The 26445-nt window shown below is 49.4% G+C and carries 24 protein-coding genes; 7 read left to right on the top strand and 17 right to left on the bottom strand.

What is annotated here, in order from left to right:
- Nucleotides 1-37: 37 nt before the first annotated feature.
- From ACH6EH_RS01950 to ACH6EH_RS01940, 3 genes are all read right to left on the bottom strand, one after another.
- The gene (locus tag ACH6EH_RS01950) at nt 38-2335 is read right to left on the bottom strand and encodes a heavy metal translocating P-type ATPase (protein ID WP_397330955.1); all 2298 of its coding nucleotides are present in this window, start codon (nt 2333-2335) and stop codon (nt 38-40) included.
- Between the two features lie 5 nt (nt 2336-2340).
- A complete protein-coding gene (locus ACH6EH_RS01945) occupies nt 2341-2664 on the bottom strand; it encodes an ArsR/SmtB family transcription factor (RefSeq protein ID WP_397330864.1) in 324 nt (107 codons plus the stop codon).
- A gap of 419 nt (nt 2665-3083) precedes the next feature.
- On the bottom strand, nt 3084-3515 hold the full coding sequence (locus ACH6EH_RS01940) for a hypothetical protein (protein ID WP_397330863.1): 432 nt from the start codon (nt 3513-3515) through the stop codon (nt 3084-3086).
- A 134-nt stretch (nt 3516-3649) separates the two neighbouring features.
- Here ACH6EH_RS01940 and ACH6EH_RS01935 point away from each other — a divergent pair, with 134 nt between their 5' ends.
- Together ACH6EH_RS01935 and ACH6EH_RS01930 are read left to right on the top strand one after the other, a co-directional pair.
- Nucleotides 3650-4153, top strand: coding sequence for an RNA polymerase sigma factor (locus ACH6EH_RS01935; RefSeq protein ID WP_397330862.1), 504 nt, complete (start codon nt 3650-3652; stop codon nt 4151-4153).
- Nucleotides 4137-4787, top strand: a complete 651-nt coding sequence (locus tag ACH6EH_RS01930; protein WP_397330861.1) for a hypothetical protein — start codon at nt 4137-4139, stop codon at nt 4785-4787. Before ACH6EH_RS01935 ends, ACH6EH_RS01930 begins: the two co-directional genes overlap by 17 nt.
- Nucleotides 4788-5074: 287 nt before the next feature.
- On the opposite strand, the gene ACH6EH_RS01925 is transcribed toward ACH6EH_RS01930, so the two are convergent.
- The 9 genes from ACH6EH_RS01925 to ACH6EH_RS01885 form a co-directional block, all read right to left on the bottom strand.
- Entirely contained in the window at nt 5075-5350 is a 276-nt protein-coding gene (locus ACH6EH_RS01925) for a hypothetical protein (RefSeq protein WP_138225841.1), read from the bottom strand.
- Nucleotides 5351-5502: 152 nt separating this feature from the next.
- Nucleotides 5503-5778 (bottom strand): hypothetical protein, encoded by a 276-nt coding sequence (locus tag ACH6EH_RS01920; RefSeq protein WP_397330860.1) that lies wholly within the window; start codon nt 5776-5778, stop codon nt 5503-5505.
- Between the two features lie 60 nt (nt 5779-5838).
- On the bottom strand, nt 5839-8235 hold the full coding sequence (locus tag ACH6EH_RS01915) for a polyprenyl synthetase family protein (RefSeq protein WP_397330859.1): 2397 nt from the start codon (nt 8233-8235) through the stop codon (nt 5839-5841).
- Nucleotides 8236-8556: 321 nt separating this feature from the next.
- Nucleotides 8557-9342 carry a hypothetical protein gene (locus ACH6EH_RS01910; RefSeq protein ID WP_397330858.1) on the bottom strand — a complete coding sequence of 262 codons (786 nt, stop codon included), beginning with the start codon at nt 9340-9342 and terminating at the stop codon, nt 8557-8559.
- A gap of 174 nt (nt 9343-9516) precedes the next feature.
- Nucleotides 9517-10965, bottom strand: a complete 1449-nt coding sequence (gene cls / locus ACH6EH_RS01905) for a cardiolipin synthase (RefSeq protein ID WP_138225837.1) — start codon at nt 10963-10965, stop codon at nt 9517-9519.
- A 221-nt stretch (nt 10966-11186) separates the two neighbouring features.
- Nucleotides 11187-12071: a metal ABC transporter permease gene (locus ACH6EH_RS01900; RefSeq protein WP_397330857.1), complete on the bottom strand. Its 885-nt coding sequence runs from the start codon at nt 12069-12071 to the stop codon at nt 11187-11189.
- A gap of 1 nt (nt 12072) precedes the next feature.
- Nucleotides 12073-12996 (bottom strand): metal ABC transporter permease, encoded by a 924-nt coding sequence (locus ACH6EH_RS01895; RefSeq protein ID WP_397330856.1) that lies wholly within the window; start codon nt 12994-12996, stop codon nt 12073-12075.
- A 3-nt stretch (nt 12997-12999) separates the two neighbouring features.
- Nucleotides 13000-13728 (bottom strand): metal ABC transporter ATP-binding protein, encoded by a 729-nt coding sequence (locus ACH6EH_RS01890; RefSeq protein ID WP_397330855.1) that lies wholly within the window; start codon nt 13726-13728, stop codon nt 13000-13002.
- Between the two features lie 3 nt (nt 13729-13731).
- Complete coding sequence (locus ACH6EH_RS01885; protein WP_397330854.1) at nt 13732-14667, bottom strand: metal ABC transporter solute-binding protein, Zn/Mn family; 936 nt, start codon at nt 14665-14667, stop codon at nt 13732-13734.
- Nucleotides 14668-15327: 660 nt separating this feature from the next.
- Between ACH6EH_RS01885 and qoxA the strand changes: the two genes are divergently transcribed.
- The 4 genes from qoxA (at nt 15328) to qoxD (ending at nt 19218) form a co-directional block, all read left to right on the top strand.
- Nucleotides 15328-16308 carry a cytochrome aa3 quinol oxidase subunit II gene (qoxA, locus tag ACH6EH_RS01880; protein WP_397330853.1) on the top strand — a complete coding sequence of 327 codons (981 nt, stop codon included), beginning with the start codon at nt 15328-15330 and terminating at the stop codon, nt 16306-16308.
- A gap of 84 nt (nt 16309-16392) precedes the next feature.
- Nucleotides 16393-18336: a cytochrome aa3 quinol oxidase subunit I gene (gene qoxB, locus ACH6EH_RS01875; RefSeq protein WP_138225831.1), complete on the top strand. Its 1944-nt coding sequence runs from the start codon at nt 16393-16395 to the stop codon at nt 18334-18336.
- On the top strand, nt 18333-18929 hold the full coding sequence (qoxC, locus tag ACH6EH_RS01870) for a cytochrome aa3 quinol oxidase subunit III (RefSeq protein ID WP_138225830.1): 597 nt from the start codon (nt 18333-18335) through the stop codon (nt 18927-18929). The genes qoxB and qoxC overlap by 4 nt, the downstream gene beginning before the upstream one ends.
- A gap of 1 nt (nt 18930) precedes the next feature.
- On the top strand, nt 18931-19218 hold the full coding sequence (gene qoxD / locus ACH6EH_RS01865; RefSeq protein WP_138225829.1) for a cytochrome aa3 quinol oxidase subunit IV: 288 nt from the start codon (nt 18931-18933) through the stop codon (nt 19216-19218).
- Between the two features lie 89 nt (nt 19219-19307).
- Here qoxD and ACH6EH_RS01860 read toward each other — a convergent pair whose 3' ends face one another.
- The 4 genes from ACH6EH_RS01860 to ACH6EH_RS01845 form a co-directional block, all read right to left on the bottom strand.
- The gene (locus tag ACH6EH_RS01860) at nt 19308-20552 is read right to left on the bottom strand and encodes a DHH family phosphoesterase (RefSeq protein ID WP_397330852.1); all 1245 of its coding nucleotides are present in this window, start codon (nt 20550-20552) and stop codon (nt 19308-19310) included.
- Between the two features lie 78 nt (nt 20553-20630).
- On the bottom strand, nt 20631-20960 hold the full coding sequence (locus ACH6EH_RS01855; RefSeq protein WP_138225827.1) for an antibiotic biosynthesis monooxygenase: 330 nt from the start codon (nt 20958-20960) through the stop codon (nt 20631-20633).
- A 98-nt stretch (nt 20961-21058) separates the two neighbouring features.
- Nucleotides 21059-22021, bottom strand: coding sequence for a biotin synthase BioB (bioB, locus tag ACH6EH_RS01850; protein WP_397330954.1), 963 nt, complete (start codon nt 22019-22021; stop codon nt 21059-21061).
- Between the two features lie 197 nt (nt 22022-22218).
- On the bottom strand, nt 22219-24138 hold the full coding sequence (locus ACH6EH_RS01845) for an LTA synthase family protein (protein ID WP_397330851.1): 1920 nt from the start codon (nt 24136-24138) through the stop codon (nt 22219-22221).
- 218 nt (nt 24139-24356) lie between these two features.
- On the opposite strand from ACH6EH_RS01845, the gene ACH6EH_RS01840 reads away from it, so the two are divergent.
- Complete coding sequence (locus tag ACH6EH_RS01840; RefSeq protein WP_397330850.1) at nt 24357-25274, top strand: NAD-dependent epimerase/dehydratase family protein; 918 nt, start codon at nt 24357-24359, stop codon at nt 25272-25274.
- Between the two features lie 105 nt (nt 25275-25379).
- Here ACH6EH_RS01840 and ACH6EH_RS01835 read toward each other — a convergent pair whose 3' ends face one another.
- The gene (locus ACH6EH_RS01835) at nt 25380-26441 is read right to left on the bottom strand and encodes a glycosyltransferase family 4 protein (RefSeq protein WP_397330849.1); all 1062 of its coding nucleotides are present in this window, start codon (nt 26439-26441) and stop codon (nt 25380-25382) included.
- Nucleotides 26442-26445: the final 4 nt, after the last annotated feature.

The following is a 26445-nucleotide window of genomic DNA, read 5'->3' as shown; positions in this document are numbered from 1 at the left end:
ATGTTAGTTCAGATACACCAAAAAGGGATAGATGGCTCTATCCCTTCACTCGCAGCAGTCTCATACTGTTCAAGATTACGAGCAGTGCGGCCCCGGTGTCGCTTAACACGGCGATCCATAGTGTCAATATATCAGGAAAGATTAGGACCAGCGCAGCAGCCTTGATGATCAGCGAGAACCAAATATTCTGCTTGATGATGCCGAGCGCTTTACGGCTGAGCTTGATCGTATGGGGCAGCTTCTCCAGATTGTCGGCCATCAGCACAATATCTGCGGTTTCCATAGCGGTGTCCGTCCCGGCGCCGCCCATGGCGATGCCGAGATCCGCAGCAGCCAGAGCAGGAGCATCATTTATTCCATCGCCGACCATCGCTACGCGGTGGCCTTCGTGCTGCAGCTTCTCAATAGCACTTACCTTCTGCTCTGGCATCAGCTCGGCAAAATACCGGGATACCCCGGAGTTCGCAGCCACATGCTTTGCGGTTCCTTCATTATCCCCGGTCAGCATGACCATCTCCTGCACTCCCGTCTGCCGAATGCCTTGCAGTGCATCTACGGTCACCTGCCGAAGGCGATCCGACACCGCAATCAGCCCTAGCAGCCGATCCGCTGTGCCGATCAATACTAAGGTGTTCCCTTCCTGCTCCAGCTTCTGTACTTTGGATTGTATGGAGTCAGGCATATGCAGGTGCTGAAACAGCTTCATATTCCCGGCCCAATACGTGGTTCCGTTCATTTCTGCCTCGACACCGCGTCCTACCTTGTTATTAAATCCGGTTCCCTTCTGTTTGACGACGCCTTTGCTTTGAGCATAGGCCGTAATTGCTTTAGCGATCGGATGCGTTGAGTACTCCTCAAGTGTGTACGCAATGGAGAGTAGCTCGTATTCGCTGACCTTCCAGGCCTCCAGGTGAGATACGGAGGGCTTGCCTTCCGTCAAGGTGCCTGTTTTGTCAAAAGCAATAGCACTAATGCGGCCAGCCGTTTCCAAAAATGCGCCACCCTTGATGAGCACCCCATGCTTCGCAGCGTTTCCGATGGCGGAAACAATGGCAACCGGCGTAGAAATAACCAACGCGCAAGGACAGGCTACCACGAGCAGCTCCAGCCCTTTATAAAACCACTCTCCCCAGCTTCCCAGCCCGATTACCGGAGGCAGCACCATGGTGAGCAAGGCTGCTGTAAACACAATAGGCGTATATATTTGAGCAAAGCGATCGACAAAAGCCTGCGTCGGCGCTTTCTTCTCCTGTGCTTCTTCTACGAGATGGATAATCTTGGAGATCGTTGTATCCTCCGCTAGAGCAGTAACCTCTACTTCCAGCGTACCCTGTTCGTTAATCGTTCCTGCGTAGACAGCGTCCCCGATCTCTTTATCGACCGGAACGGACTCACCCGTAATGGGAGCCTGATTAACACTGGACTCTCCCACCACAACCCTGCCATCCAGCGGAATACGATCCCCGGGCTTGATTACAATAATCTGTCCCAACCTCACCTCCTCGACCGGCACCTTGACAAGCTTATCCTGCTCCTTAACCCATGCTTCAGGCGGCGCGAGGTCCAGCAGGTTCCGGATGGATTGACGAGTTCTTTCAATAGATGCGGTCTGGAGCATGTTGCCAAGGGCGAACAGCCAGACGACCGTGGCTCCTTCTAGCCATTCTCCAATCAAGGCCGCGCCAACGACGGCAGCCGTCATCAGCACATTCATATCTAAAGCTCTGCTTTTGAGGGCGTAATATGCGCTTTTAGCCGGCTTGTAGCCGCCGGTGAGTATCGACAAGACATAAGCAAATGTACCCCATGCAGCAGAGAAGCTAGTAAATGAGCTGATCAAGCCCAATGCTAGCAGCACGCCGGAAAGGATCAGGGGATATGGCTTGGCAGTAGGTGCCGCCGGTGCCTTCTGCTGCTTCTTGGTCAACAGGGTGGCTTGAAACCCGGCCTTGGACACCCGCTTGATAATTTCCTCGACCGGATGATCGTGCTCCATTTGCATTTTACCGGTGGAAAAGTTAACGCTGACGCTTTGCACCGCCGGATCGCCCCTGAATTGCTTCTCAATCGTTGCAGCACATGCACCGCAATCCATGCCCTCTATAGCATAGGTTCTGATCTTCGAGGAAGCATTCATATGAGCAGCCGGTGTTATGCTCTCAACAGCCTTTGCAGGTGCTGCTGTGCAGCAATCATCCTGACAAGCGTCAGCACGTTCACGGACCTGCACCTTTGGCCGAAGGTCAACCTTGATCTGATGTTTAGGCTGCACCGTTTCCTTCGTGGTACAAGAAGAATCCTGACAGCAGCCCGTCTCTTTCTTCTCCTCATTCATGCTCATCACTCCATTATCGGGTTATCGCAAGCCATCGTTTCGTTCTGAACCTGCTCATATACCTCATCCAGCAGCTGGATGAAAGACAAAATCTGCTCGTTACGCAGGGCATAGTAGATATACTTGCCTTCTTGTCTGCCGACAATAATGCCACAGCCCTTCAAGCATGCCAGGTGTTGGGAGATGTTGGACTGATTGCCCTGCACAGCCTCTACAATCTGAGACACCGTCTTCTCTCCGCTTTTCAATATATTCACGATTTGCAGACGCGTCTTATCGGAGAAGCCGCGGATAAACTTTGTTTTGAGATCCAGATCTATTGTATACACGTGAGTCACTCTCCTCCTCAATCATATTAGTCTAAACGCATATGTTAGGTTGAACACATATTAGCATAATCTAATCTGATAAATCAAATCAAAAAAGCCGCAGTTTCTATCGCAGCACCTTTTCTTTATGTACGTTTCTTATATTGCTATCCAATAATTGTAATAATATTGTAAATTTATGAAAAATGATTTCTTTTATAATGCATTACATGAGGTTCATAAGAAGAAAGGTGGCAGAAAAAGTTTGAAAAAAGGGATTGGAGTATTTTTGCTGGCAAGTGTTGGGGTAGTACCAGCGAAGCTGATACCATCCGCAAAGTAGATGTTATTAAATATCTAATATATGGATAATATACTTACTTAAACCAACTCTTCTCCTGGTTAACGAGCGTTATTCGCTATGCTTAACATAGTCATATTTAAGCAAATTTACTTCCGATGAAATTATTTTGTATGTCAATGTTCCTTTGCGTAGGGGGATTGCATTTTACATCAACTCTATTTCTGCAGAAAGTTCCACTTAGGACAATTACTGCTGTCCCTGTAAGAAACCATGTTATTTTTCTCAATTTAATACCCTCCTTAAATAAACAAGGTCCATAAACCCGGAAATTTACATTACTTGTCTTACTTACTGAATAAGGACTGTCTGCTGTTGGAGCAGTATCATTAACAGTCCAGACTCCACTTGAATTTTTGTAAGATACACTCGTAAACCTAAACGGACCCATCTCCGTATTTGTTGCATGGCTTTCAGCGTTTGCTTGAACATTGTTGTAAGTTCCCAGATTCCAACTTCCCTTACTATCTGCGAATAATAGATTTAGTTTCTCTGAAATCTTATACTTCATTAACTATTTCATTATCCCAGTGCCTGATGGCTACTACTGACTTAAATCATGCTGCTTAACTCTGCAGTTATTTTTTTGAGGAATGAAACATTTCCCCATTTTCCAACGTGTTAGGGGTGAAAGGAGGAGAGCAATTGGGAGTTAACGAGCTAGACAAACATGAGTACATCACAAGTATAGTGAACAAATACGCCGATATGATACTACGGCTGGCACTAGCCCACCTCGGCAATTTAGCAGATGCGCAAGATGTGTGCCAGGAGGTCTATATCAAGTTCTTTAAGCACCAACGTTCCTTTAACGACACTGAGCATGAAAAGGCATGGATCATACGAGTAACGATAAATGCGTGTAAAGACCTAATCAGAAGTCTGTGGAAGAAATGGTTCTCACCATCCAAGGAGGTACCCCTGCCAAATAATCATACAGAGAACATGGAGGTCGTGTCCCTTATTCTTATGCTTCCTCGGAAATACCGGATAGTCATACATCTCTACTATTATGAAGGCTACAAAACAGCCGAGATCGCCGAGCTTTTAAATATAAAAGAGAGTACGATTCGGACACAACTAAAACGAGCTAAAGAACTTCTGAAGATGAAGATAACGGGGGGATTTGACGATGATGATGAGAAGTAAGTTTGTGAACGGTATGAACGAAGTAAAGGCGGATGATGACCTCAAACAATTAATCATCCGCAAAGCCAAATCGAGTGCCAATGCTCCTCATACCGCAGCTCGGGAATTTCGCAGAACGGTCGCTACGATTACCGTTTCCTGCTTGATTATCCTTCTTCTGGCCATTGGAGGACCGCTTGTTCTTCGCAATGGGGATCAAGCTAATCCATCTACATTATTTAGCGGGTTCGTGGTTACCGCTTATGCAGCAGACGGAGCACCATTAGTGGTAAAACCAGATGTAGAATTCCCGCTTGGCCAATACTCTATGTTAATGAGCAGTGTGCCAGGCTTTCCTGTAACCATTGCTTCTGAAGGTACTGAAAGAATTGAATTACAAACCTCAGAGGGACAACTGTTATTATGGAATCCAGAGGATTCTAAGGTGATACCGCAGGGAAAGAAAGCGACCATTAAATCAGGTGAAAATATTTATTGGACTCCTTTGGTAAATGATGACCCTTCTCAATCAGCGGCAACTGACAGTATCCTTGAGATAAACGCCTACAAGGATAGTACAAAGATCGGTAGCACTAAGATTGAGATCAAATCGGAAGATCAAATCACATACAAAGGAAAGTTAATCTATGAATGAACTGGGTTATTAGATTGATAAAGATAAGGGGAGGATACTTCGCGGACAGATAAAAACAAAGATCACTAAGAACAATTAACTTCTAGATTCCTCGTTACGTATAAGTTTGACAGTTCAAAGAATGAATTTGTGATCGATCAAATCAATCCGGAACCTGTGACACAAAAATAGGCTCGTCCGATCTCTCGCTGATGTGCCTTGTTCCAGAATCGTTGTGATGAAGCCCTGACTATAGGGCCGCCCTTTAAGTTTCTAAAAGCTCGAAGCTGTCATTTTCCGCAGCTGGATTACCGATTCAACAGTGAATCCAGCAATTCATCCAGGGATGCATCCTGCAGCTCGTTAATCAATTGATCCAGCCTGGTTTTCCTTCTCAGCGAGCCTCCAAGAACGATTTGCAGTCGCTGCTCCTTGTCAATGAGTAAGGAGTCTACGGTCAAGGCATTGGTAAGTAAACCGGCAATGACCGCGATTTGCTGAGGCGTTAGGTTATTTAACAGAGACCGATCCTGCTTAGGCTTGGAACGTCTGCGGCTTCCTTTTCCCGATTTTCCTTGTGCCATAGCTAGCCTCCACTACACATGAATCCATCCGTTACGGAATGATTGTTTCCGGCGCCTCCGGCGTCAATTCTTTCCCGAATCCGTAAATGAAAGAGAGTGAGATTACAATAAATAACACCAGATTTATGCTTCGCTGTTCATCGTTTGGAGCTTTAGAGGTTCTCGTGCCTGCCAACGGGGTTCCCTCCTTCCTCCTCTGTCGAACGGGGAGCTACAAACAGAAGATAAAACGCAATGGCGGTGATCAGGATGATGTAGAAATCCTTGGCATCCTGCTGAGGGCTGCTTTCACTGCTGTTCAAGGTGTTGAAGGTATAGATGATGATAAGCACCGCCTTTACGCAGAAAATGTCATCGCTGTCCATGGTTAAGCTGTTACATACATCTTCTTTAGCATATGAAGGCTCACCGCATTTGGGTACTATCATTTATAACGGCTCCAGGACAGGAGTGAAGGAATGTGCGTATGATCCAGGAAAACCTGTGCTTCAGTGGCTGCGATGAATAATGTAATCCAGAAAATGCTGAAAAAAAGCCGTTTTTAATTTTAGCTTCTCTACCGCCTCCATGGCAGAGCAATAATGATCCCACATGGCTTGCCGCGCACCCTCTACACCAAGAATGGTCACAAAGGTAGAATTTCCGTTCTGCCGATCCATCTGGGTGTCTTTACCGAGGGTCTGTGCATGGCCTTCGGTGTCCAGGACATCGTCCTGGATCTGGAACGCGATGCCTGCATGGTAAGCAAATTTCTTGATGCTGTCGATGACGTCGGCCGGTGTCCCGGCAAGAATAGCAGGCATGACCAAAGATGCCTCAAAAGCAATACCTGTCTTGTAGTAGCAAAGCGCATTCAGCTCCTCCAGCGTCAGCGTCTGGCCTCTTGTGCTTAGATCCTTCATCTGGCCGGCGCACATATCCCCCGCGCGCTCCGCGGAATATTTCATCAGAGTCTGCACCCGGGAAGGATCAAAGGAGGTCAAGGAAGCCTGCTCCTGCATCGCCTTCTGAATAAGGTAGACTCCGGCCAGCTCTGCGGAGGCACTATCGTAGACCTTATGCAGCGTGGGCCGCCCTCGCCGGGTAGCTGCATTATCCTGAGAGGGCAAGTCATCAAAAATAAGCGAGGCCGTGTGCATATACTCCAGGGATCGGAGTAAAGGCAGGAGATCCGTTTCCGCAAACCCGTATTCCAGGACCCCCATGACATAAGCAATCACAGGGCGCAGCAGCTTGCTATCACCCTGCAGGCTGTAATTCGCAGCAGCAATGATGTCTGCGGTAAAGGCTTGGTCGTCCTGCGGCAAAGGTACCGGAAGGGATGCTTGTATGACTTGCCGCGCATTCTCCATGGTTTGTCGGAACTGAGCCTTTTCTTCCTCCTGGCTGCGCAGTGAGCTGATCAGCTGATCCCGTAGCAGCTTGTCGAAGAATTGGACAGGATTACTGTCACGAACCAGCTGCTGCAGCAGGACCGCAAACGGGGTGTGGCTTGGTTCGAGCTCCTTCATCAAGAACTTATACTTATCATGGCCGAGCCGGGACCGGCATCTGTGCAGACTGCTGATCGCTCTGCTTAGAATCGCCTCCTGTACCTGCTTATTACCTTGATACAAATGATGAATGAGATAATGAACGACAGCCCAGTACAGTTCAAATGGATTGATCAGATCCGGGCGGTTTTCTCGGTGGGTCAAGTAATAGGTGTACGGCGTTACAGACTGATGCTCCAGATCCTCATACAGATCTGCGAAATCATCGGACAGCTGGTTGTAAATTCCAAAATAAAAGGTGCGCTCTTCATAGTCTGCACTCGCGTCCGCTGCAAGAACAGAACGAACAATCGTCCGGGAAGCAGCAGACTTCAGAATGATCGGAATATAAAGCTCTTCGTTGCTGTACGCTGCGTAATCCAGCCGTTTGATCCGGTCGATTTCCTGGGCATGAAAAAACACATAAGTCTGTTCAAAGAATGCACTTCGCGTTTCGTCACGCTGAATGGACTGAATATATTCAAAGGCTGATTTCAGCTCACGATAAATAAATGCTGCCAGTTGCTCATGCTGCCGGGCCCAATCCCCCGGTTCGGGAACAATGCCTGTGACAAGAGCTTGGCGGATCATTTGAGCATATTGCAGGTTATCTTCTGGACTGAGCACATCGGAGTCCAGAAGATCATCAATAAAAGGATAGGTCAATCCGTAAGAATAACCCAGCTTGATGGCTTCGCCCAGTCTTCTGCTGCGCTCCTCGGCAGGAACGTCCTCTCCCAGCTCCTCCAGGGCGTGCATAACGACGCCTGCGATCAGTTTGATCAGCTTTCTTTGGGCATGCTCCTTATGAATGCCTTCCGGAATATGGTCGCGCACATGCCTCAGCTTCTCAATGAGCCAGATTATGACAGGCTCAATCTGTTCCTTCTGTCCCCAGCGGTATAGATCCTTAAAGCTGAACAAATTGCCGTTTGCAGCTTCATGATTTGAGTTAACGTGCTGTTCAAGTAGATGTTCTATTTTTACGGTCAGGTTCTGTATCCTTTGCTGGATTGCCGGATTCTCGGGAGAAGCTCCAAGATCTCGCATATAAATATAAGTGATGCTGCGACTCAAGTAGTCGTTCAGCCGCCCGTTATACTGAAGATACTTCAGATAAGTGAAGTTTTCCGCTGATCGCGGCTCCTTGCGGACTTGCAGGAGCCGTGAAAGTAAAGGCCTGAGATGCTGCTGCTTCCATGCCTTTACATCCTCCATAAGATGTTCTGCATAGTCTTGCCGATGAACAGAGGCTGACAACAGCTCAAAATATTGTGAAGCCTGCGCTGCTTTCTTGTCATACCATCCTGCGGCCTGATTGTCATTATCCTGATTGTCATTGTGATGTGTCATGTAAGCTTCCCCCGCCTGCCTTGACTTCGACTCTGTTCTGTTAATCTTTACAACGTATAACAAACTTACGTCTGAACATTGAAGCCGTTTCAAAATGATGAATAATAATGGATTGAATACGGGCTGATTCATTTCCATTGAGTCCATGAAACAACATACTTCATGAAACCTTCCAAAGACAAAAGCCCGATCCGGAATTAGGGATCGGACTTTCGTCGTGTTCTTCAATGGCAATTTTATTCACGGTCCACCCTGCGGCGTTGAATTTCAAACCATCTATCCACATTGAGTTCCGCGCGCCACAGCCTTCTTGCCCTGGTATTACCGGGGCAGCTTGGCTTCGGCGAGGAATATCTGCTGCTTGATATCCTTCTCCCATTGATAAATATGCTGATGAGACTGATACATGCCCCTTAGCTCTGAGAGAAGCCGATTCAGCTCGATTGCGGCGCCGATCGCATCTCCCAGTTTGACTGAGCTTTTGTATCGTTGATCTGCAGCTGATTTGCGTTTATTCATTTCAGCAATGGTCTTGTTCTCAGCGGTAATTCTGGTCTTATTGGCATATACAGGCTGCAGCGCATCCTTCACGAGCTTGGCTTTAGCTGCAGTCTGCTTCTTAGCTGCATCCAGCTCGTCATACTTCTTCTTGATTTCAAGGCGCGCTGCCGCGGCTTGCTCCTTGATCTGATTACGCTTGAGGTCGTACACAAGGGCGCCCTTGCTGTCCTTAGCCTTTCGAGCTGCTGCCGCCTTCTTCCCAAGCTCCGTATATTGCTTCAGGAGCGGGTCATGCTTCTCTTTCAGCTTCTCATAGGCCGCCTGCAGCTGATTCAGCTTGCTCTTGTCAATCTGCTTCACGGCCGCATTCACCTGATCCAGGCGTTCGTTATTCTGCTTGCGGATGTAACTGACCTCGCCCTTAAGGACCTTTAGAGACAGCTCAGCCGACTCATATCCGTCATACAGCCCTTCAACGCTTCGCAAGGCGGCGTCCCAAGCCGAGGCCGAAGCCTTCCCTTCTCCCGCTGTACTGCCGATGAAGGCGACCGTGAGGAAGGTCATTACCCCCACTTTCACCCATCGTTTCAGCCCTTGAATAAACATATGATCCTCTCCTTCTACTGTCATTACGCAACAAAAAACACCCCGCCAAACAAGCTGCAATCAGCTCGTTCAGCGAGGTGCTTCTCCCGCAGTAACGTATTGAATTCCAATATACTCCAGTTCAAACGACTCGTCAAGCTAAATAAGAACATTCGTTCTAAGCAGCTTTTTCCCTCACAATATAGGTGATAACAGTCGCGAGATCGCTTCTTTTAACCGCACCCATTTGGAGAGGGCGTGGTATTTGTCCAGAGTCAAGAGTGTGGAAACCTCCAGATCCTTGCGGAATTCATCATTAAGGCGGCAGGCAATCGTTTCGTCATAGATGAAGGCATTGACCTCAAAATTTAAGCGAAAGCTTCGATAATCAATATTTGCCGTGCCGACCGAAGCCACCTTATCATCGACAACCAGCGTCTTGGCATGCACAAAGCCGTTGTTATATTGATAAACATTCGCTCCCGCCTTCAGCAGCTCTCCAATGTAAGAGAGCGTGGCCCAATACACGAACATATGATCCGGCTTGTCCGGAATCATAATATTGACCTCAACCCCGGACAGGCATGCGACCCGTAGAGCATCCAGCATACTGGGATCGGGTATGAAGTACGGCGTTTGAATAAAGATGGAATCTCTGGCGGAGGTAATCATTTTGAGATAACCATTCTTAATATGCTCATACTCGCTGTCCGGTCCGCTGGATACGATTTGCATGCCAACAAGTCCGCCTTCAGGCACCTCCGGAAATAAGGAGGGAAAATACGTGATGTCATGCTCCTGCGATGCCTGATTCCAGTCGAGCACGAAGCGGGTCTGAATCGAATACACCGCGGTCCCCTGCAGCCTTAAATGCGTGTCGCGCCAGTATCCGAACTTCGGATCCAGCCCCAGGTATTCATCTCCTACATTAAAGCCGCCGATATAGCCGACCTTGCCATCAATGATAACGAGCTTCCGGTGGTTCCGGTAATTCAGCCGGAGGTTGATCAATCTGAACTTGGATGGAAAAAAAGCCTCAGCCTGGCCGCCAGATTCCCGCAGCTCCTTCAGAAATCTTTTGCCGATCCCTCTGGAGCCCAGCTCATCATACAGAACCCGGACGCGAACCCCTTCTCTCGCCTTCTTGGACAAGAGATCCATCAGCTTCCTGCCCAGCTTGTCCTTGCGCATGATGTAGTACTGAATGTGAATGAAATCGGTCGCCGCTTCAATGTCCCGGAACAGCGTTTCAAACTTTTGATGGCCATCTGTAATAATCTCCACCTTATTGTCTTCAGTCAGAAAAGCCTGATTGTTCAGCAGGTTCATGGTAATCAGGTCCTGATACTCCTCCGAGATGCTGTTGCGGAACTCAAACTGCTGGGACCGAAACTGGGAAACCTGGGATTTCAGGCCTCGATCCAGGCCGCTTTTCTTATATTCTTCCCAATAGAACAGTTTTTTGCGTCTGAAATTCTGGGCGAGAAACAGGTACAGAATAAAGCCGGCAATCGGAATCAGCAGCAGAACGAGCAGCCAGGCCCATGTAGATCCAATGTCCCGCCTGCCCTGAAAAATGACAACCATTGCAAATGTGATGTTCAGCAAAATAATGAACCCGAATATACCGCTGGACAAGCTCATATGTTCATTCCTCTTCCTTTATCTATGTAATGAAAAGAATGCTGTTTTCCAGGGTTCTTTCCGGTGACCCCTAATATATAACAATAACAATAGGAGCGTGCTTCTGTCCACTAGCGGCCTGTAACCGTTTTGACATTCATACCTTCAATATTGTCTGATCAACAAAAAATCCCCTGGAGCGTGATCTCCAGGGGATTTTAAGTGCTGATTGAATGCAGATGCTACAGCTTCTGCTCCGACATGTTCGGACGACAACGAAGGCGTGAGGCAAGACCATGTCTTGGCGAGCACAGAAAGCTGAACAAGAACACCAATCCCGTAGCAAAGGCCATAGAGCCGGAGATGGACGTGTCCAGCCAGACGGCGATATAGTAGCCCGTAATGGCCGAGATCACACCAAACATGGCACTAAGCCCGATCATTACAGACAGACGATCCGTCCATAGATAAGCGGAGGCTGCCGGTGTAATAAGCATGGCCACAACCATAATGGCTCCAACCGCATCAAAGGCGGCCACCGTTGTCAGTGAAACCATGGACATAAACAGATAATGCATGAGCACTACCGGAATGCCGAGACTCGCGGCCAGCGCGGGGTCAAAGGATGTAATCTTCCACTCCTTGTAGAACAGCGTAATTACCGCAATGACCAGCAGAAGCACGATGGATAAGGTCAGCGTCGCTCGCGGCACCTCTCCGAGTCCGGGAAGAGCGATCGTGTCCCATGGGATAAAGGTGATTTCGCCCATCAGCGCATGCTTGGTATCCAGGTGCGCATTCCCGACCTGAGTTGCGATTAATACAACACCGATCGCGAACATCGTAGTAAATACAACACCGATCGAAGCATCCTGCTGAACACCGCGGGCGTGGAACCACTGCACAAGAACGGCTGTCAACAGGCCCGCAATCACCGCGCCAATCAGCATATGAATGCCGCTTAGCTCTCGTGTGATCAAATAAGCTACCACAACGCCTAGCAGCACACTGTGGCTGATGGCATCGGCCATCATAGCCATTTTTCTCAGAATGAGCAGGGCCCCGATGATCCCGCAGGAAAGACCGACTAGAGAGGCGGTAAGGAGAATCCACATGGGGTAGGTCATGTTAGTCTGCCTCCTTCACGTGAACGGTCTTGTGCTGCCAGGTACTATGCTGGTATTGTTTCTTCTGACTGCGAAGCTGAAGCGCCTGAACGAGAAGCCCTTTCTCAGCTCCAAATACAAGGGAGACGAGGAAAATAGCCGATGAGGTCAGCACGACAAACGGTCCTGTTGGCCAGCCGCTGCCCATCGAGCTCAGCAGGCTGCCGCTCATCCCGGCCATGCCCCCGAACAATCCGGAGGTGACCACCATCGTCTTGAACGAGTGGCTCCAGTATCTCGCACTGACCGCGGGAATAATGAGGAGCGCAGCCATCAAGATGACGCCAACGGCTTGAATGCCGATGACAATGACGAGAACGAGAACCGATAGATAAATGTTGTTCATCCATCTCGCAGATAAGCCAAGCCCTTTCGCAAAGCCGGGATCGAACAGAAACAGCTTCCATTCTTTAAAGCCTATAAATACCACGAGAATGACCAGCACCGCCATGCCGAGCATAATATACACATCCTGCCGAACCATCGATGCAGCCTGCCCGAATATAAATCCGTCAAGGCCGCTCTGGCTTCCGCCAGCAGAACGACTAACCAGGGTCAGCATCATGATGCCAAATCCGAAAAACACAGATAATATAATGCCCATCGCAGTATCCTCTTTAATCCTGCTGGAGGAGCGAATCCCTTGAATCATGAGCGCACCCAGCAAAGAGCTGATTGCAGCACCGATAAGCAGCACGGGCAGGCTCTTGACTCCAGTGAGCGCAAAGGCAATAACTACACCAGGCAGGGCGGCGTGAGATAATGCGTCACTCATGAGGCTCTGTCTCTTCCAATAGGCCAGGCAGCCGATCATCCCCGCAGCCATCCCTAAGATCAACGTACTGAGCAGGACCCACTGTGTGTTCGGCGATAACCAAGATAACATTCGTTACGCCTCCTTCATCCAGCGCAATGTTCCGCCGTAGGTACGGTAAACATTCTCCTGTGTAAATACTTCCTCCGTGGGTCCGTGAGCCCATACCGAGCGGTTCAGCAGCAGTACATGATCGAAATAATCCTCCACCGTCTGGAGATCATGATGCACGACCATCACGGTCTTGCCTCCATCTTTAAGCTCCTTTAAGGTATGCATAATCGCTTTCTCGGTTGCGGCGTCAACCCCGGCAAGCGGTTCATCCATAAAATACAGATCTGCTTCCTGTACCAGCGCCCGAGCCAGAAATACCCGCTGCTGCTGACCGCCGGACAGCTGACTGATCTGCCGGTTAGCGTAGTCGGCCATCCCCATTTGCTCCAGACATGCCATAGCGCGCTCACGATGAGAGCGGTTTGGACGTCGAAGCCAGCCTATTTGGCCATAGAGCCCCATGGTGACGACATCTAATGCATTCGTTGGAAAATCCCAATCCACGGAGCCCCGCTGCGGAACGTAGCCGATCCGCTTCTTCATCTTCTGCAGAGAAGAGCCGAAGAAAGCGGTAGAGCCGGAGAGCTTCGGATGAAGCTCCAGCAGCACCTTGAGCAGAGTTGACTTCCCGGCACCGTTAGGTCCAATGATGGCCGTCAGCGTGCCAGGCTCAACCGTAAAATTCACGTCTTTAAGTACTTGATTCTTCCGGTATGATGCGGTTATGCCTTGAACCTCAATCACACTCATGCATTACTCTCCCTTTCCGGCCAGTGCCTCATAGATAATGTTGACATTGTGTCTGTACATGCCCAGGTAGGTTCCTTCTGCGGTTCCCTCATCGCCCATCGCATCAGAGAACAGCTCACCGCCCAGCTTTACATCCAGCCCTTTACTGGACGCCCCCTCCACTACCGCTTCAACGGACTTGGGATTAATGCTGCTTTCTACAAATACGGCAGGAACCTGATGCTGTATTAGAATATCAATCGTCTGATCAATATCCGATACGCTAATCTCATCCTCCGTGCTCAGTCCCTGGAGTCCAACAACCTCCATATCATAGGCTCTGCCGAAATAGCCGAACGCATCATGTGCCGTTACGATCACGCGTTGATTCTCGGGGATTGAAGCCAGCTTCTCCTGAGCTTCCTGCTTCAGCGCCTGCAGTTCTTTGAAATATTTCAGCTTATTGTTCTCAAATTCCTCTGCATGCTCCGGAGCAAATGTCTTCATCTCCTCGACCGCTGCCGTTAATGAAACCTCCCATAAATCGAGGTCGAACCAGACATGAGGGTCAATGGCGCCTGTTTCATCGGTCAGAAGCTGATCCTCGGATACAGATTCACTAATCGCAACTACAGGTCTGGATTTGCCAATCTGCTCAAATACTTCTGTCATATTTCCTTCTAAATGCTGTCCGCTGTAAAACACAATATCTGCTTGGTCGAGTTTGCTAATGTCACCTTGAGTAGCGTTGTATAGATGAGGATCAACCCCAGGGCCCATAAGACTGGATACCTGCACCCTGTCACCGCCGATGACAGAAACCGGCTCTGCAATTTGAGCGATCGTGGTAACAATGTTGATTTTGCCCACAGCCGTACTGCCGTTTTTCTCATTTGAGCCGGCACAGCCAGCCAAAGCCAGCACCAGAATGAGCATTGCAGGAATCCAAACCTTCTTCATGTGAGACAACATCTTCAAATTTCCTCCTTAACCATATTATTCATTATTGTGTGGGATGAAACAATTAAATTTCCCTTGGGCAAAATATATGCTTGATAACAAAATAACGTGATTATTGCGGTTTGTCAACGATTTTTCTCATGGGCAACATTTATAGTGTACGCTAACTAATTCTGAGCGTTGCAAAGACCCAGATACTGCCTCTCTCGATTCAAAAGAAGGTGAATGCTTTAAATAACGCATGTGAGCTTTTTACTCAGCTTTGCTGAGACGTGCTTTCAGCCCTGCACAGTGGACTACATATCTTATTTGCTTTAGGATCAAACTAATTTTTCAAGGCTATTTTGGGCAAATGACCCTTACCCACCAGGCATTACAGCGTATTTGGAGGCGGTGATTTGTGACGAATCTGGGAACACTCGTGAATATTTGAACAAAGTTTGAACTCACTAGAAACCGCATAACGACAGGGTTTTGCTCTTCTTGAGGGTCTTTTTGAAACAATTTGATCACAAAACGTTACGGTGTTCGTCAAAGTTAAACCATAAAATGTTAAATATACAATGTAATGGGTTTTGCAACGAATGAAAATAGTCATTACTATAGGATTATGAAGTGACAAGCGAATGTGAGATTTAATATGTCAGAAAGGGGTACACCATGAAAAAACGAGGGCCGTTATTTGCATTGTTGATGAGTATAACCTTGCTTTTATCGGGCTGTAGTTCATTGACCGTCTTGGATCCGAAAGGTCCGGCTGCAAGGACCCTGTCCGATACAATCATATTTTCTATCTTCATGATGGTCGGCATTCTGGCTGTGGTATACGTTCTTTACATCTATATGCTGGTCAAATACCGCGCTAGAAAATCCAATGAAGGCTACGAGCCGCCGCACGATGAGGGCAGCAAGCTGCTGGAGATTACATGGACGATAATTCCGATCATTATTGTAATCATCCTTTCCGTAGTGACAGTCAAATCAACCATAGCTGTCGAGAACGTGCCGGAGGGCTATGAAGATCAGGAGCCGCTGGTTATCTACGCTTCCACCTCCAACTGGAAATGGCATTTCAGCTATCCGGAACAAGGCATTGAGACCGTCAATTATGTGAATCTCCCGACCAACCGTGCCATCGAGTTCCGCATGTATTCTTACGGTCCGATTACGAGCTTGTGGATTCCACAGCTTGCCGGGCAGAAATATGCGATGAGTGACATGGTTACGAAGATTAACATGGTAGCAGACGTTCCGGGCTCTTATATGGGTAAAAACGCAAACTTTAGTGGTGAAGGCTTCGCCCACATGGACTTTGAAGCGCTGGCGATGCCTGCTGCTGAATTTGAAGAGTGGGTAGAAGACGTGAAGGCGAACGAGAAGGATTTGACCGAGGAGCAGTTTGATGACCTTCTGGTGACCCCGCATGTTGGCAGAATGTCCTTCTCCAGCACGCACCTCGAATTCAGTCCTCCGCCGGAGGATGGCCACCATTCCAATGGTCATACAGATCATCAGGATAAGAAGCAGAAGTTCCCAGATCCGGCAACCTCTGAAGAGGAAGTGGAGTTTGATGGCGAGCCCAATGTCGAGCCGGACACATCTAAAGAAGATTCTACTCACAACGACCACGAAGGTCACTAGGGACTGATGAGGCTGAGGCAGACGGCGTAGATTTGCGTATACTGCCCCCTCTCCCCTGTACATCCTGAAAGGAGATAAGCCCTTATGAAATGGGACGAATTTTTCGTTACCGGTGAACCATTAATCTATGGCGCCATGGTTAGTATCGTTCTCGTTTCCCTGGCCATTGTAGTAGGCTTGACCTACTTCAAGAAATGGGGATATCTGTGGAAAGAATGGCTGACAACCGTTGATCATAAAAAAATCGGGGTCATGTACATTCTGGCTGCACTCATCATGCTGTTCCGCGGCGGCGTCGATGCGATTATGATGCGGGCGCAAACGTCTATGCCGGATATGAAATTCCTGGACGGACAGCATTACAATGAGATTTTTACAACACACGGGGTTATTATGATCCTGTTTATGGCGATGCCATTTATCTTCGGCCTGATGAACGTTATCATCCCGCTCCAGATCGGGGCGCGCGACGTTGCTTTCCCTCGGCTGAATGCGATCAGCTTCTGGCTCTTCTTCGCCGGAGCGATGCTCTTTAACATCTCGTTTGTCATCGGGGGCTCTCCGGATGCCGGCTGGTCGGCATACTTCCCGCTCGCTGGACCTGAGCTGAGCCCGCATGTGGGGAATAACTATTACTCGTTATCCATCCAGATTTCAGGGATTGGTACTCTCATGACCGGTGTGAACTTTATTGTCACCATCCTCAAGATGCGTGCACCGGGCATGACGCTGATGAAGATGCCGATGTTCACCTGGTCGGTTCTGATCACAAGCGTGATCATCATCTTCGCCTTCCCTGTCCTGACGATTGCATTGCTGCTGATGATGCTGGACCGTCAGTTCGGCACCCAATTCTTTACGATGCAGAACGGCGGCATGGATATGCTCTGGGCCAACCTGTTCTGGGTATGGGGACACCCTGAGGTTTACATTGTCGTACTGCCGGCATTCGGGATTTTCAGTGAGATCATCTCGACCTTTGCCAGAAAAAATCTGTACGGCTACACCTCCATGGTACTCAGTATGCTCGTCATCTCTGCCCTGTCCTTTATCGTATGGGCTCACCATTTCTACACGATGGGTCAAGGTGCTATGGTCAACGGCTTCTTCTCCATCACCACGATGGCGATTGCTGTACCGACCGGGGTTAAAATATTCAACTGGCTCTTCACGCTCCATCGAGGGCGAATCCAGTTTACGACACCTATGCTGTATTCCCTGGCCTTCATTCCGATCTTTACGATCGGCGGGGTAACCGGCGTTATGCTGGCTATGGCCAGTGCCGACTACCAGTATCATAATACGATGTTCCTGGTGGCGCATTTCCACTATGTGCTCATCCCGGGTACCGTGTTTGCCGTCATCGCCGGCTTCCACTACTGGTTCCCGAAAGTGTTCGGCTTCCGCTTGAACGAGCGTAAAGGCAAAACCGCTTTCTGGTTCATTATTATCTCGTTTAACGTGACCTTCTTCCCACTGTTCTTCCTGGGTCTGCAGGGCATGACGCGCCGGATGTACACGTATTCGGAAGAGACCGGCTTCGGTCCGCTGAATATGCTGTCGATGGTAGGTGCGATCGGCTTGACCATCGGGTTTATCCTGCTGGTGTACAACATTTACTGGAGTACCCGCTACGAGCCGCGTGACAAGACCGGCGATCCTTGGGACGGACGCTCTCTGGAATGGTCCATTCCAAGTCCGGCTCCCGTATATAACTTCGCCGTTGTTCCGGAAATTAAGCAGCGGGATGAATACTGGTTTGCCAAGAAAGAGAAGCGTTCCCTGTTTGATAAGAAAATTGAGAAGATTCATATGCCAAGCAATTCGGGCAAGCCATTTGTCCTTGGCATCGCGTTCTTCTTCCTCGGATTCTTCGTGGTATTCAGCTGGTGGAGCCTGGCGATCCCTGCCGGCCTGGCCGTTCTGATCATCATGGCCACCATGTCCTTTGACAGAGACCACGGCTACTACATTCCAGCGGAAGAAGTCGCCCAAACTGAAAAGAAACTGCGGGGTGATACGGTATGAAGATAGATGCCACTCAGCCTCTGGAATATGGAACGGAAGAGAACCGCAATAAGATCTTTGGGTTCTGGTTGTTCCTTGGCGCGGAGATTGCACTGTTTGCGACACTGTTTACCGTATACTTTGTTCTGGTTGACCGGTATGCTTCCGGTCCGAACGGCGCCGAGATCTTTGAGATCGGCCCCGTTCTGGCCGAAACCTTTATCCTCCTGACCTCCAGCTTCACGATCGGCCTGGCGGTTCACGCCATGCGTCTGGGGCTGAAGAAGCAGATGATGATGTTTATGATCATCACGCTGGCATTGGGAGCGGTCTTCCTGGGCATTGAGATTTTCGAATTTTTCACGTACGTTCATGAAGGGGCTACGATTACTACAAGTGCATTCTTGTCCAGCTTGTTCACCCTGCTGGGAACGCACGGTGCTCACGTCACCTTCGGCTTGCTGTGGGGGATTGCCATCCTGGTCCAGCTGAGAAAGCATGGACTGGATCATAGCACAGCGAACAAATCGTTTATCTTCTCGCTGTACTGGCACTTCCTGGACGTCGTTTGGATCTTCATTTTCAGCTTCGTATATCTGAAAGGACTGATGTGACATGTTGAAGCAGCTGTTTCCCATCAAGCACGTCGTTGGCTATGTGGCCTCCCTCGGCCTGACTGCTTTGGCACTGGTCGCATTGATGGACCTGCCCGAAGCTGTCAAAATGGCCATCCTGGTGGTCACTGCCATTCTACAGGCTACGCTGCAGCTGGTCCTGTTCATGCACATCGGTGAATCGGACGACAAGAGATCGCTGTATATCAATATATTCTTTGCCGTCTTCGTAGCCCTCGTCACCATCTTCGGCTCCCTCTTTATCTTCGTGTGGGGATGGTACGCTTAAGCTCGAAGGCCAATCGTTAGAAATACTCACAAAGAAGCTGCCTCGAAGATTAGATCTTCAAGGCAGCTTCTTTGTGCTTACGTAAGGTATCACAGATCATCAATAATCTTTTCTTCATCCAAATCGGGCTTAAGCCCTCTGCGGCGGCTGCGAAGCCAGTGCTCCGACAGAAATTGAACATATCGGTCGTCTCGGCAGAGCCAGGCCCCATAGTGTCGTTTAATATGACGCTCGGCGTCTTCAAAGGAAGGGAAGTCAAACGGCAGCGCCTCCTTGTCCCATTCCGCCGTCCAGTTGCCGGAGCCGGATTGATACAATAGGATGTTGCTCTTCCCCGGTGTGTCGTAGAGCACGCCGTGCTCGGAAGCTTTTACGTTATAGGCGTTACGGGGTGCATCCAGCGGCAGAGGGTCCAGCTCAAACGGCTCTGCCGCATATAAGCGGAACACCTCTTCGTTCATCGTACAGCCCGCTGCCTTGGCATGCCCGCCTCCGCCATAGCGCTTGGCAATGTCCGCTACATCCATATGATCGTGGATCGTTCTCAGACTCATGCGCCGTCCACCCAGGTTCAGAATGGCAATATAATCAAGATGAGGGTTGCCCTTGCCCAGCTCACTCGCCAGCTCGGAATGATAGCTTTCTGCGTACACAATTCCTACGCACTCCTCACCAATAAAGGTCTGAAGCATCTCCCGGCGCTTGCGGCGGATATAGCGTTCAATCTTGTCCTCTTCCAGCGTCAGCAGCTTCTCCTCAAACTCATCAAAGGCAAAGTGACTGCTGCCCTGAAGGCGGCTTAACATGCGGGGCTCAAACTCCTCGGGAGACAGCAGATAAAATAGATCATTCAGCCGCTTCGCCTCGATTTCACCTGCCTTCTCCCACTCCCATGTATCATATAAGCGGACCCATTCTACAAATTGATCCAGTGAGGGTGAAGGCTGCAGCCACTCCCGGGACTGCATATATTCATAAAGCAAGGAGGTGGCAGATGCAGTACGTCCATCCTCATGATGAATGTGCACGCTCCCCCATTCGTGTGCGTTCAGATGCAGTGAGGTCTTATGGTGATCCAGCAGCATCACCTTCCCGCCCGACGTGACAAACCTATTTATGCGCGCTTCGATCTCCGGACTCACAGCAAGATCCGTAATCAGAAGCATATTCTCCGGCTGGTTCTGCTCCGCCTGCTGAAGCAAATACCGTTCTACCTGCGCATTTAAGCTATGAACTGCATGATACCGCACCTCAACCTTGGATCCGAACGCCAGCCTGGCAAGAATTCCACAGCTCACCCCGTCCAGATCATTGTGGCTATATAAGTGAAACAATAGGAACGCTCCTTCACAATTAAAAATGAGGCAGACCTTAGCTGCCTCATTAACATTCCCGTCTATTTTCCAAAATACTCAATCGGCTCGGGGTCCCTTGGACGATTCCACAGTATACACCCCGTGGGTGCTGCTGACATGATAGTCAGGCTTGGGCTTGCCAATCTTCGCCTTATGGCCTTGAATATGCGCTTCACTTGTTTCCCAGCGCTTCCATGCTTCTTTGGATTCCCACCGGATGACCACCATAATTTCTTCCGTTTCATCCTGGCGCCGCTTCTCCTTCACCATGACGCTGAGATCGATAAAGCCCTCAATCTTCTCAATCTCACCGGGACCGGTGAAGTTGTCCACCACATGATGTGAATGACCAGCAGTAACTACGATCGTCTTGACCTCTACGAACATGAACAGCACTCCCTTGTAAGAAAATAGTCCTCCTGACAGCCAGTCGCTCACTGATCAGTTATGAATATCCTCATTGTAAATGATAAAGATTATCATTGTCAAAGAGCGCATGTCTCAATTTCAAACCCGAGATCCTCAATCATCGACCAATCAGACTGCTGATCTTGTCCATCTGTGGTCAAATAGTCACCGACAAAGATCGAATTAGCTGCATAAAGTCCCAGCGGCTGCAGCGATCGTAGGTTGATCTCGCGCCCTCCGGCAATCCGGATTTCTGCGGAGGGGTTCACCATTCGCATCATTGCAAGCCGTTTCAGGCACTGAACAGGGGTAAGCTCCTTGACGCCTTGCAGCGGTGTGCCCTCAATCGAGTTCAGAAAATTACAAGGAATGGATTCAGCTCCCAGCTCACGCAGTGCAAATGCCATCTCTACCGCTTCCTCTTCACGTTCACCCATGCCAAAAATAACTCCGGAGCAAGGTGAAATGCCGGCGGCCTTCACTTGATTCACGGTATCCACCCGATCCTCATACTGATGCGTCGTTGTAATGCGGCTGAAATGGTCCTTCGACGTATTTAGGTTATGGTTGTAGCGATGCACTCCGGCCTCAGCCAGCTGACCTGCCTGATCCTCATTCAGGAAGCCCAGGCAGCAGCAAATTTTCAGGTCGGTGGTGGCTCGTATTTCCTTCACAGCCTCTGCCACATGTCGCACCTCCTTATCCGTCGGGCGTCGGCCGGAAGCGACAATGCAGTATGTACCGGCTTTACGGCGAATCGACTCCTGCGCACCTTCCAGGATCTTCTCCTTGGTCAGCCAGGCATATTTGTCTATGGGTGCTTCCGAAACGATCGACTGGGAGCAATATCCACAGTCCTCCGGACATAACCCGGATTTGGCGTTAATAATCATGTTCAGCTTGACCCGGTTTCCGAAATAATGACGCCGAACTTCATAAGCCGCCTGCATTAAAGAGAGTAGCTCCTCATCGGGACATTGAAGAATAGCCAGGGCATCCTGGGGTAGAAGGTCTTGCTTCTGCAGCACTTGAGCGGACATGTGCTGCCAGCGGTTCGGGGTTAAGGTTATCATCCGTTGTACTCCCTTACTTATATTGTTAACTCAAATATCATATTATCAAGTTAACAATAGACTGGCAAGACTAGGATGAAGCGCTTTTGCGAACGAGAATGCCTTTTTTGAGTATAAAAAAGAAGCTGCCAGCATCTCTCGACACGGACAGCTTCTCCTATGGCTCATGGTGCCCGGGATGGAAGCAGATTGACATACTCATCGGACAGCTTCATGATTTGCAATATAAAATCATAATCATTTCGGTAAGCCGAGAAATCCTCTACAGGCTGCAGGGTATCCAGCGATACTGCTCTGCCGTCTTCAAATCCATTACCGGGAATGAACAGAATTTCATCGTTCAGAAAAGAGCCCGTTGGCAAGTAGTATCGCATCCCCGTCACATTATGATCAATGTTCAGCAGGTCTTGACCAAAGGCTGTGAAGCCTTCCTTTTCCAAAGAAATCCCCATAATGTTTGCCACCGTCGGGAGAATATCAATCTGCCCTCCGGTGCGCTCGATGGTCTTGCCGCCCTGCTGCCCCGGAATACGTATCACAAGCGGCACGTTCAGCCGGCTGACATCATCCTCGTAAGGAATATTTAGCGTGGATGAAATGAGGTTCGCCGGAGTTTCGGCGGGGTTGATGCCAAAATGATCTCCATACACAACAAGCACCGTATTTTCCCACAGTCCTTTCTGCTTCAAAGCGTCAACCAATAGGCCAAGCGCATAGTCCGAGTAGTTCACAGCATCCAGATAATGTCCAAGCTGGGTCCCTTGCAGTTCAGCAGGGATGTCAATCTTGGATCGGTCCTCCGGTACGATAAAGGGAGAATGGCTGGATACCGCAATAAAATGGCCGTAGAAGGACTTGCCGGTTTCTTGCACTTCGATCAGCTTTTGCAGTCCGGTTCTGTACATCTCCTCATCCGAAGCGCCAAAGTCGTTAAACTGGTCATTGTTGAAGGTCGGCTTATCGTAATATTGATCAAAGCCTAGAGCCGGGTACAGCTGTGTACGATTCCAGAAGGCGGCATCATTTACGTGAAAGGTACTGGAGATATAATTCCGCTCCGCCAAGAGCTTGGGCAGACTCGGCAGCTGTTTATGGCCGAACCCCTTGGACATCGCAATCGACCCTGCGGGATAGATCGACGTATTGGTTAGAAATTCCGCATCCGACGTATTCCCTTGGCCAATCTGCTGAAAAACATTCGGAAAGTACAGTCCCTCATCAGCGAGTGTGTTCATCACCGGAGTAATTTCCTGTCCGTCCAGAAAAGCATGCAGCGGAAAGCGCTGCAGCGACTCCAGCTGTACGATCAGCAGATTCATTCCCTCTCCGCTGCCGAAATAGTCAGGCTCCGCTCTGCTTTCGGTCTCATCCTGATACGTATAGGATGCTTTGAGCTCCTGCACCTTCTGTGCCGTCTCCTCCAAGCTGGTATCTGCCAGCGCTTTGGTGTCCCGCGCATCCCGGAGAGCTTCGGCCACCTGATAACTCACAAACCCCAGCTGTTCTGCGCGCACCTTCTCGTTCTCAATGGTCCAGCTTCTGGTCATCGCCACTGCCGACAATCCGAGGGATGAGATCAATATGAGTGCCATCGAGAGCTTCCAGAGCTTTGACAGTCTCTTTCCTGCTTCACGGGTGCCAAAGGAAAGCGCACTTCGATGTCTTCTGCGAACCGCCACGGCTCGAGCTGCGCGAGCTACCAGCAGCGCCGCCAGATCGATAAAGAATAGAAACTGCTCCGGACGCAGCAGCGTATGGACACTGCCCTTTACCTGATTGACCTGACCCAGACCGGAAAGCGCTGTGTAGGTCGGGACGGAGCCGAAATATGCGACGTACACGACGGAAGCAAACAACAGGATTGAAATGATTCCATTAAACAGCCAGTAGACCAGCGGCCTGACTTTAGCACTGATCGACAGCTCCAGCAATGCGAGTAAGCCTGCAATCGAGATCACATCCCAGATGATCCTGCCCCATTCAATATCCTTAAAAACAAACCATCTGAACAATAGCAGCTTGAGCAGCAGCAGAACAAGCATGCCGCTATACCAGAGCAATCCGGTTCTTGGTGATGTATTCATCGTGTACTCTTCCTTTATGATTGTTATTTTTACATACTTCGGTATTCATTTTTACAATAGTCATTATTATATCAGCATAATAACACCCAAACCAATAGCGGCAGCCGAAGAGCCTGGAAATGCCCAATCAAGACTCCTCTGGTCATCACCACAAGCGCACCTCCAGCATTTCACGTATCATAGAGCATCCCAACCAAGGCTGGAGGTTGTTCCCGAACATGAAAGTAGTAGTTACCGGAGGTGCCGGATTCATTGGCTCGCATCTCGTGAACCGTCTGGTGATGAGCGGCTATGAGGTGCATGTACTTGATAATCTGGCCAGCGGCGATGCTGGGCGTCTTCATAATGAAGCGATCCTTCATGTCTGTGATGTTCGAAGTGAGTACGCTGCCTCCCGTCTTGCACAGATTAAGCCGGAGCTTATTTTCCACCTGGCGGCCCAGGCTGATGTACAAAGCTCCATTGCCAATCCTTGGCTGGATGCAGACACGAATATTTCAGGTACCTTAAGGCTCTTGGAAGCCGCCAAAGCAACAGGTGTACGGAAAATCATATTTGCCTCCACCTCCGGCGTTTATGGCGCGCTGGATCAGCCGCTCATTACAGAGGGGGACCCTGTGGCTCCAATTTCCTTCTACGCCTTGTCCAAGCTGTGTGGTGAGAGATATATCCAGCTGTACAGTCAGACCTTTGGTCTCGACTATACCATCCTGCGCTATGGCAATGTTTACGGACCGGGACAGACACCGAAAGGAGAAGGCGGTGTTATTTCCGTGTTTGGCGAGCGGCTGGCGCAAGAGCTGCCTTTGAATGTGTACGGAGATGGTAATCAGACCCGTGATTTCATTTATGTACAGGATGTTGTAGGGGCCAATCTGGCCGCGATGTACAAGGGACATGGCGAGATTTTGCATGTAAGCACAGGACAGTCTACGAGTATCAACCGCTTAATTGACCTTCTTGCCGGTCGCCTAGCCAGAACCATTATCCCACACTATCATCCTGTCAAAGCCGGTGACGTTTATCATAGCTGTCTCTCCAGCACCAAGGCACTGAAGGTACTCGACTGGAAGGCTCAGTATGATATGGAACAAGGGCTGGCGGAAACTGTAAAGGCTTGGCGTCTCTCCCCTTGATCCGGGTAGGTTCTTCTCGTATCCCCGTTATCCTGCGAGCGGGAAATCTTATCAAACATTTCAAAAGAGGTGGCACCCGGTTCATCCCGGGTGCCACCTCTTGATTTATATGGAGTGCAGCATTTGCGCGAAATTCGCGGCATAGATGTGGGGGTTAAACGCTTGTTGGACATGGCCTTGCGCCTGGGTCCGGATCTGCTCCCGTAAAACTGAATCCTGCATCAGCCCTAACCCTTCATGGACGGCATTCTCTATATTCCCGAGCGTGTAAAATTTCCCGGTAACATTATGATATACCGAAGTGGAGACGCCGTCTGAATCTGTCGTTAAGACCGGACAGCGACAGCTCATCGCCTCCAGGATCCCATACGGGGCTCCTTCCACCTTGGAGGTGGAGCACAGAAACCCTCCCGAATCTCCGATCACTGAATAGTAATATGGCATATCGGCATTGGGGACATTCGAGAACAGGGTCAGACGTTTTTCTAGACTCAGCTCAGCAATGAGCTGCAAAAACTGCTCTCGTTCTGAAGGGATGCTTAGCTGAGGATCCTCGAACATCCACATGTTCAGTTCCGGGACGTATTGACTCAAGTGATATCCAATCCACAAAAACTCACGCCAGTTTTTATTATCCTCAATTCGGCCGAGCCAGGCAATGACTGGTGATCGCGGTGCAGGAGCAGCATAGTAGGTAAAGCTTGTAGTATCAAAGCAATTATTGAAATTATACTGGGGAATATATGGGTACAGCTCGTTAAACAACGAGGTAATATGAGGCGTGCATGGATTTAGAAGCGCTGATGCGTGTGCGTTTACATAAGGTGCTGCGGATATTAATTGGGTACGCGCATAATCCTTAGGTCCATACCCTTGAATTTCCAAGATCAGCTTGCCAGTGTAGCCCAGCATTCGCAGCCGGGGAAAGCTGAGATGGTCTGTCGTGACGATGATGGCAGCATACTGGTGCAAATCCAGGTAATGCTTGATTTCAATGTCATTTCTGGTCACATAGATCGGGAAATCTACGTAATTCTGCATGCCGGACCCCCAAGTATAATACAAGCAGTGCGCTTCAATGCCCGCTAATCGAAGCGCACGGCAGCGTTGCCGATTCAAGGTCTCAACCCCGCCGCTCGGAGTATAATAAACAAATAATACCTTCATCTTT

Origin of the sequence: Paenibacillus sp. JSM ZJ436 (genome assembly GCF_044383795.1) — a bacterium.
Taxonomy (GTDB): domain Bacteria; phylum Bacillota; class Bacilli; order Paenibacillales; family Paenibacillaceae; genus Paenibacillus_AQ; species Paenibacillus_AQ algicola.
Note: the sequence above shows the minus strand (reverse complement) of the source record. Positions and strands in the feature narration are given on the sequence as shown.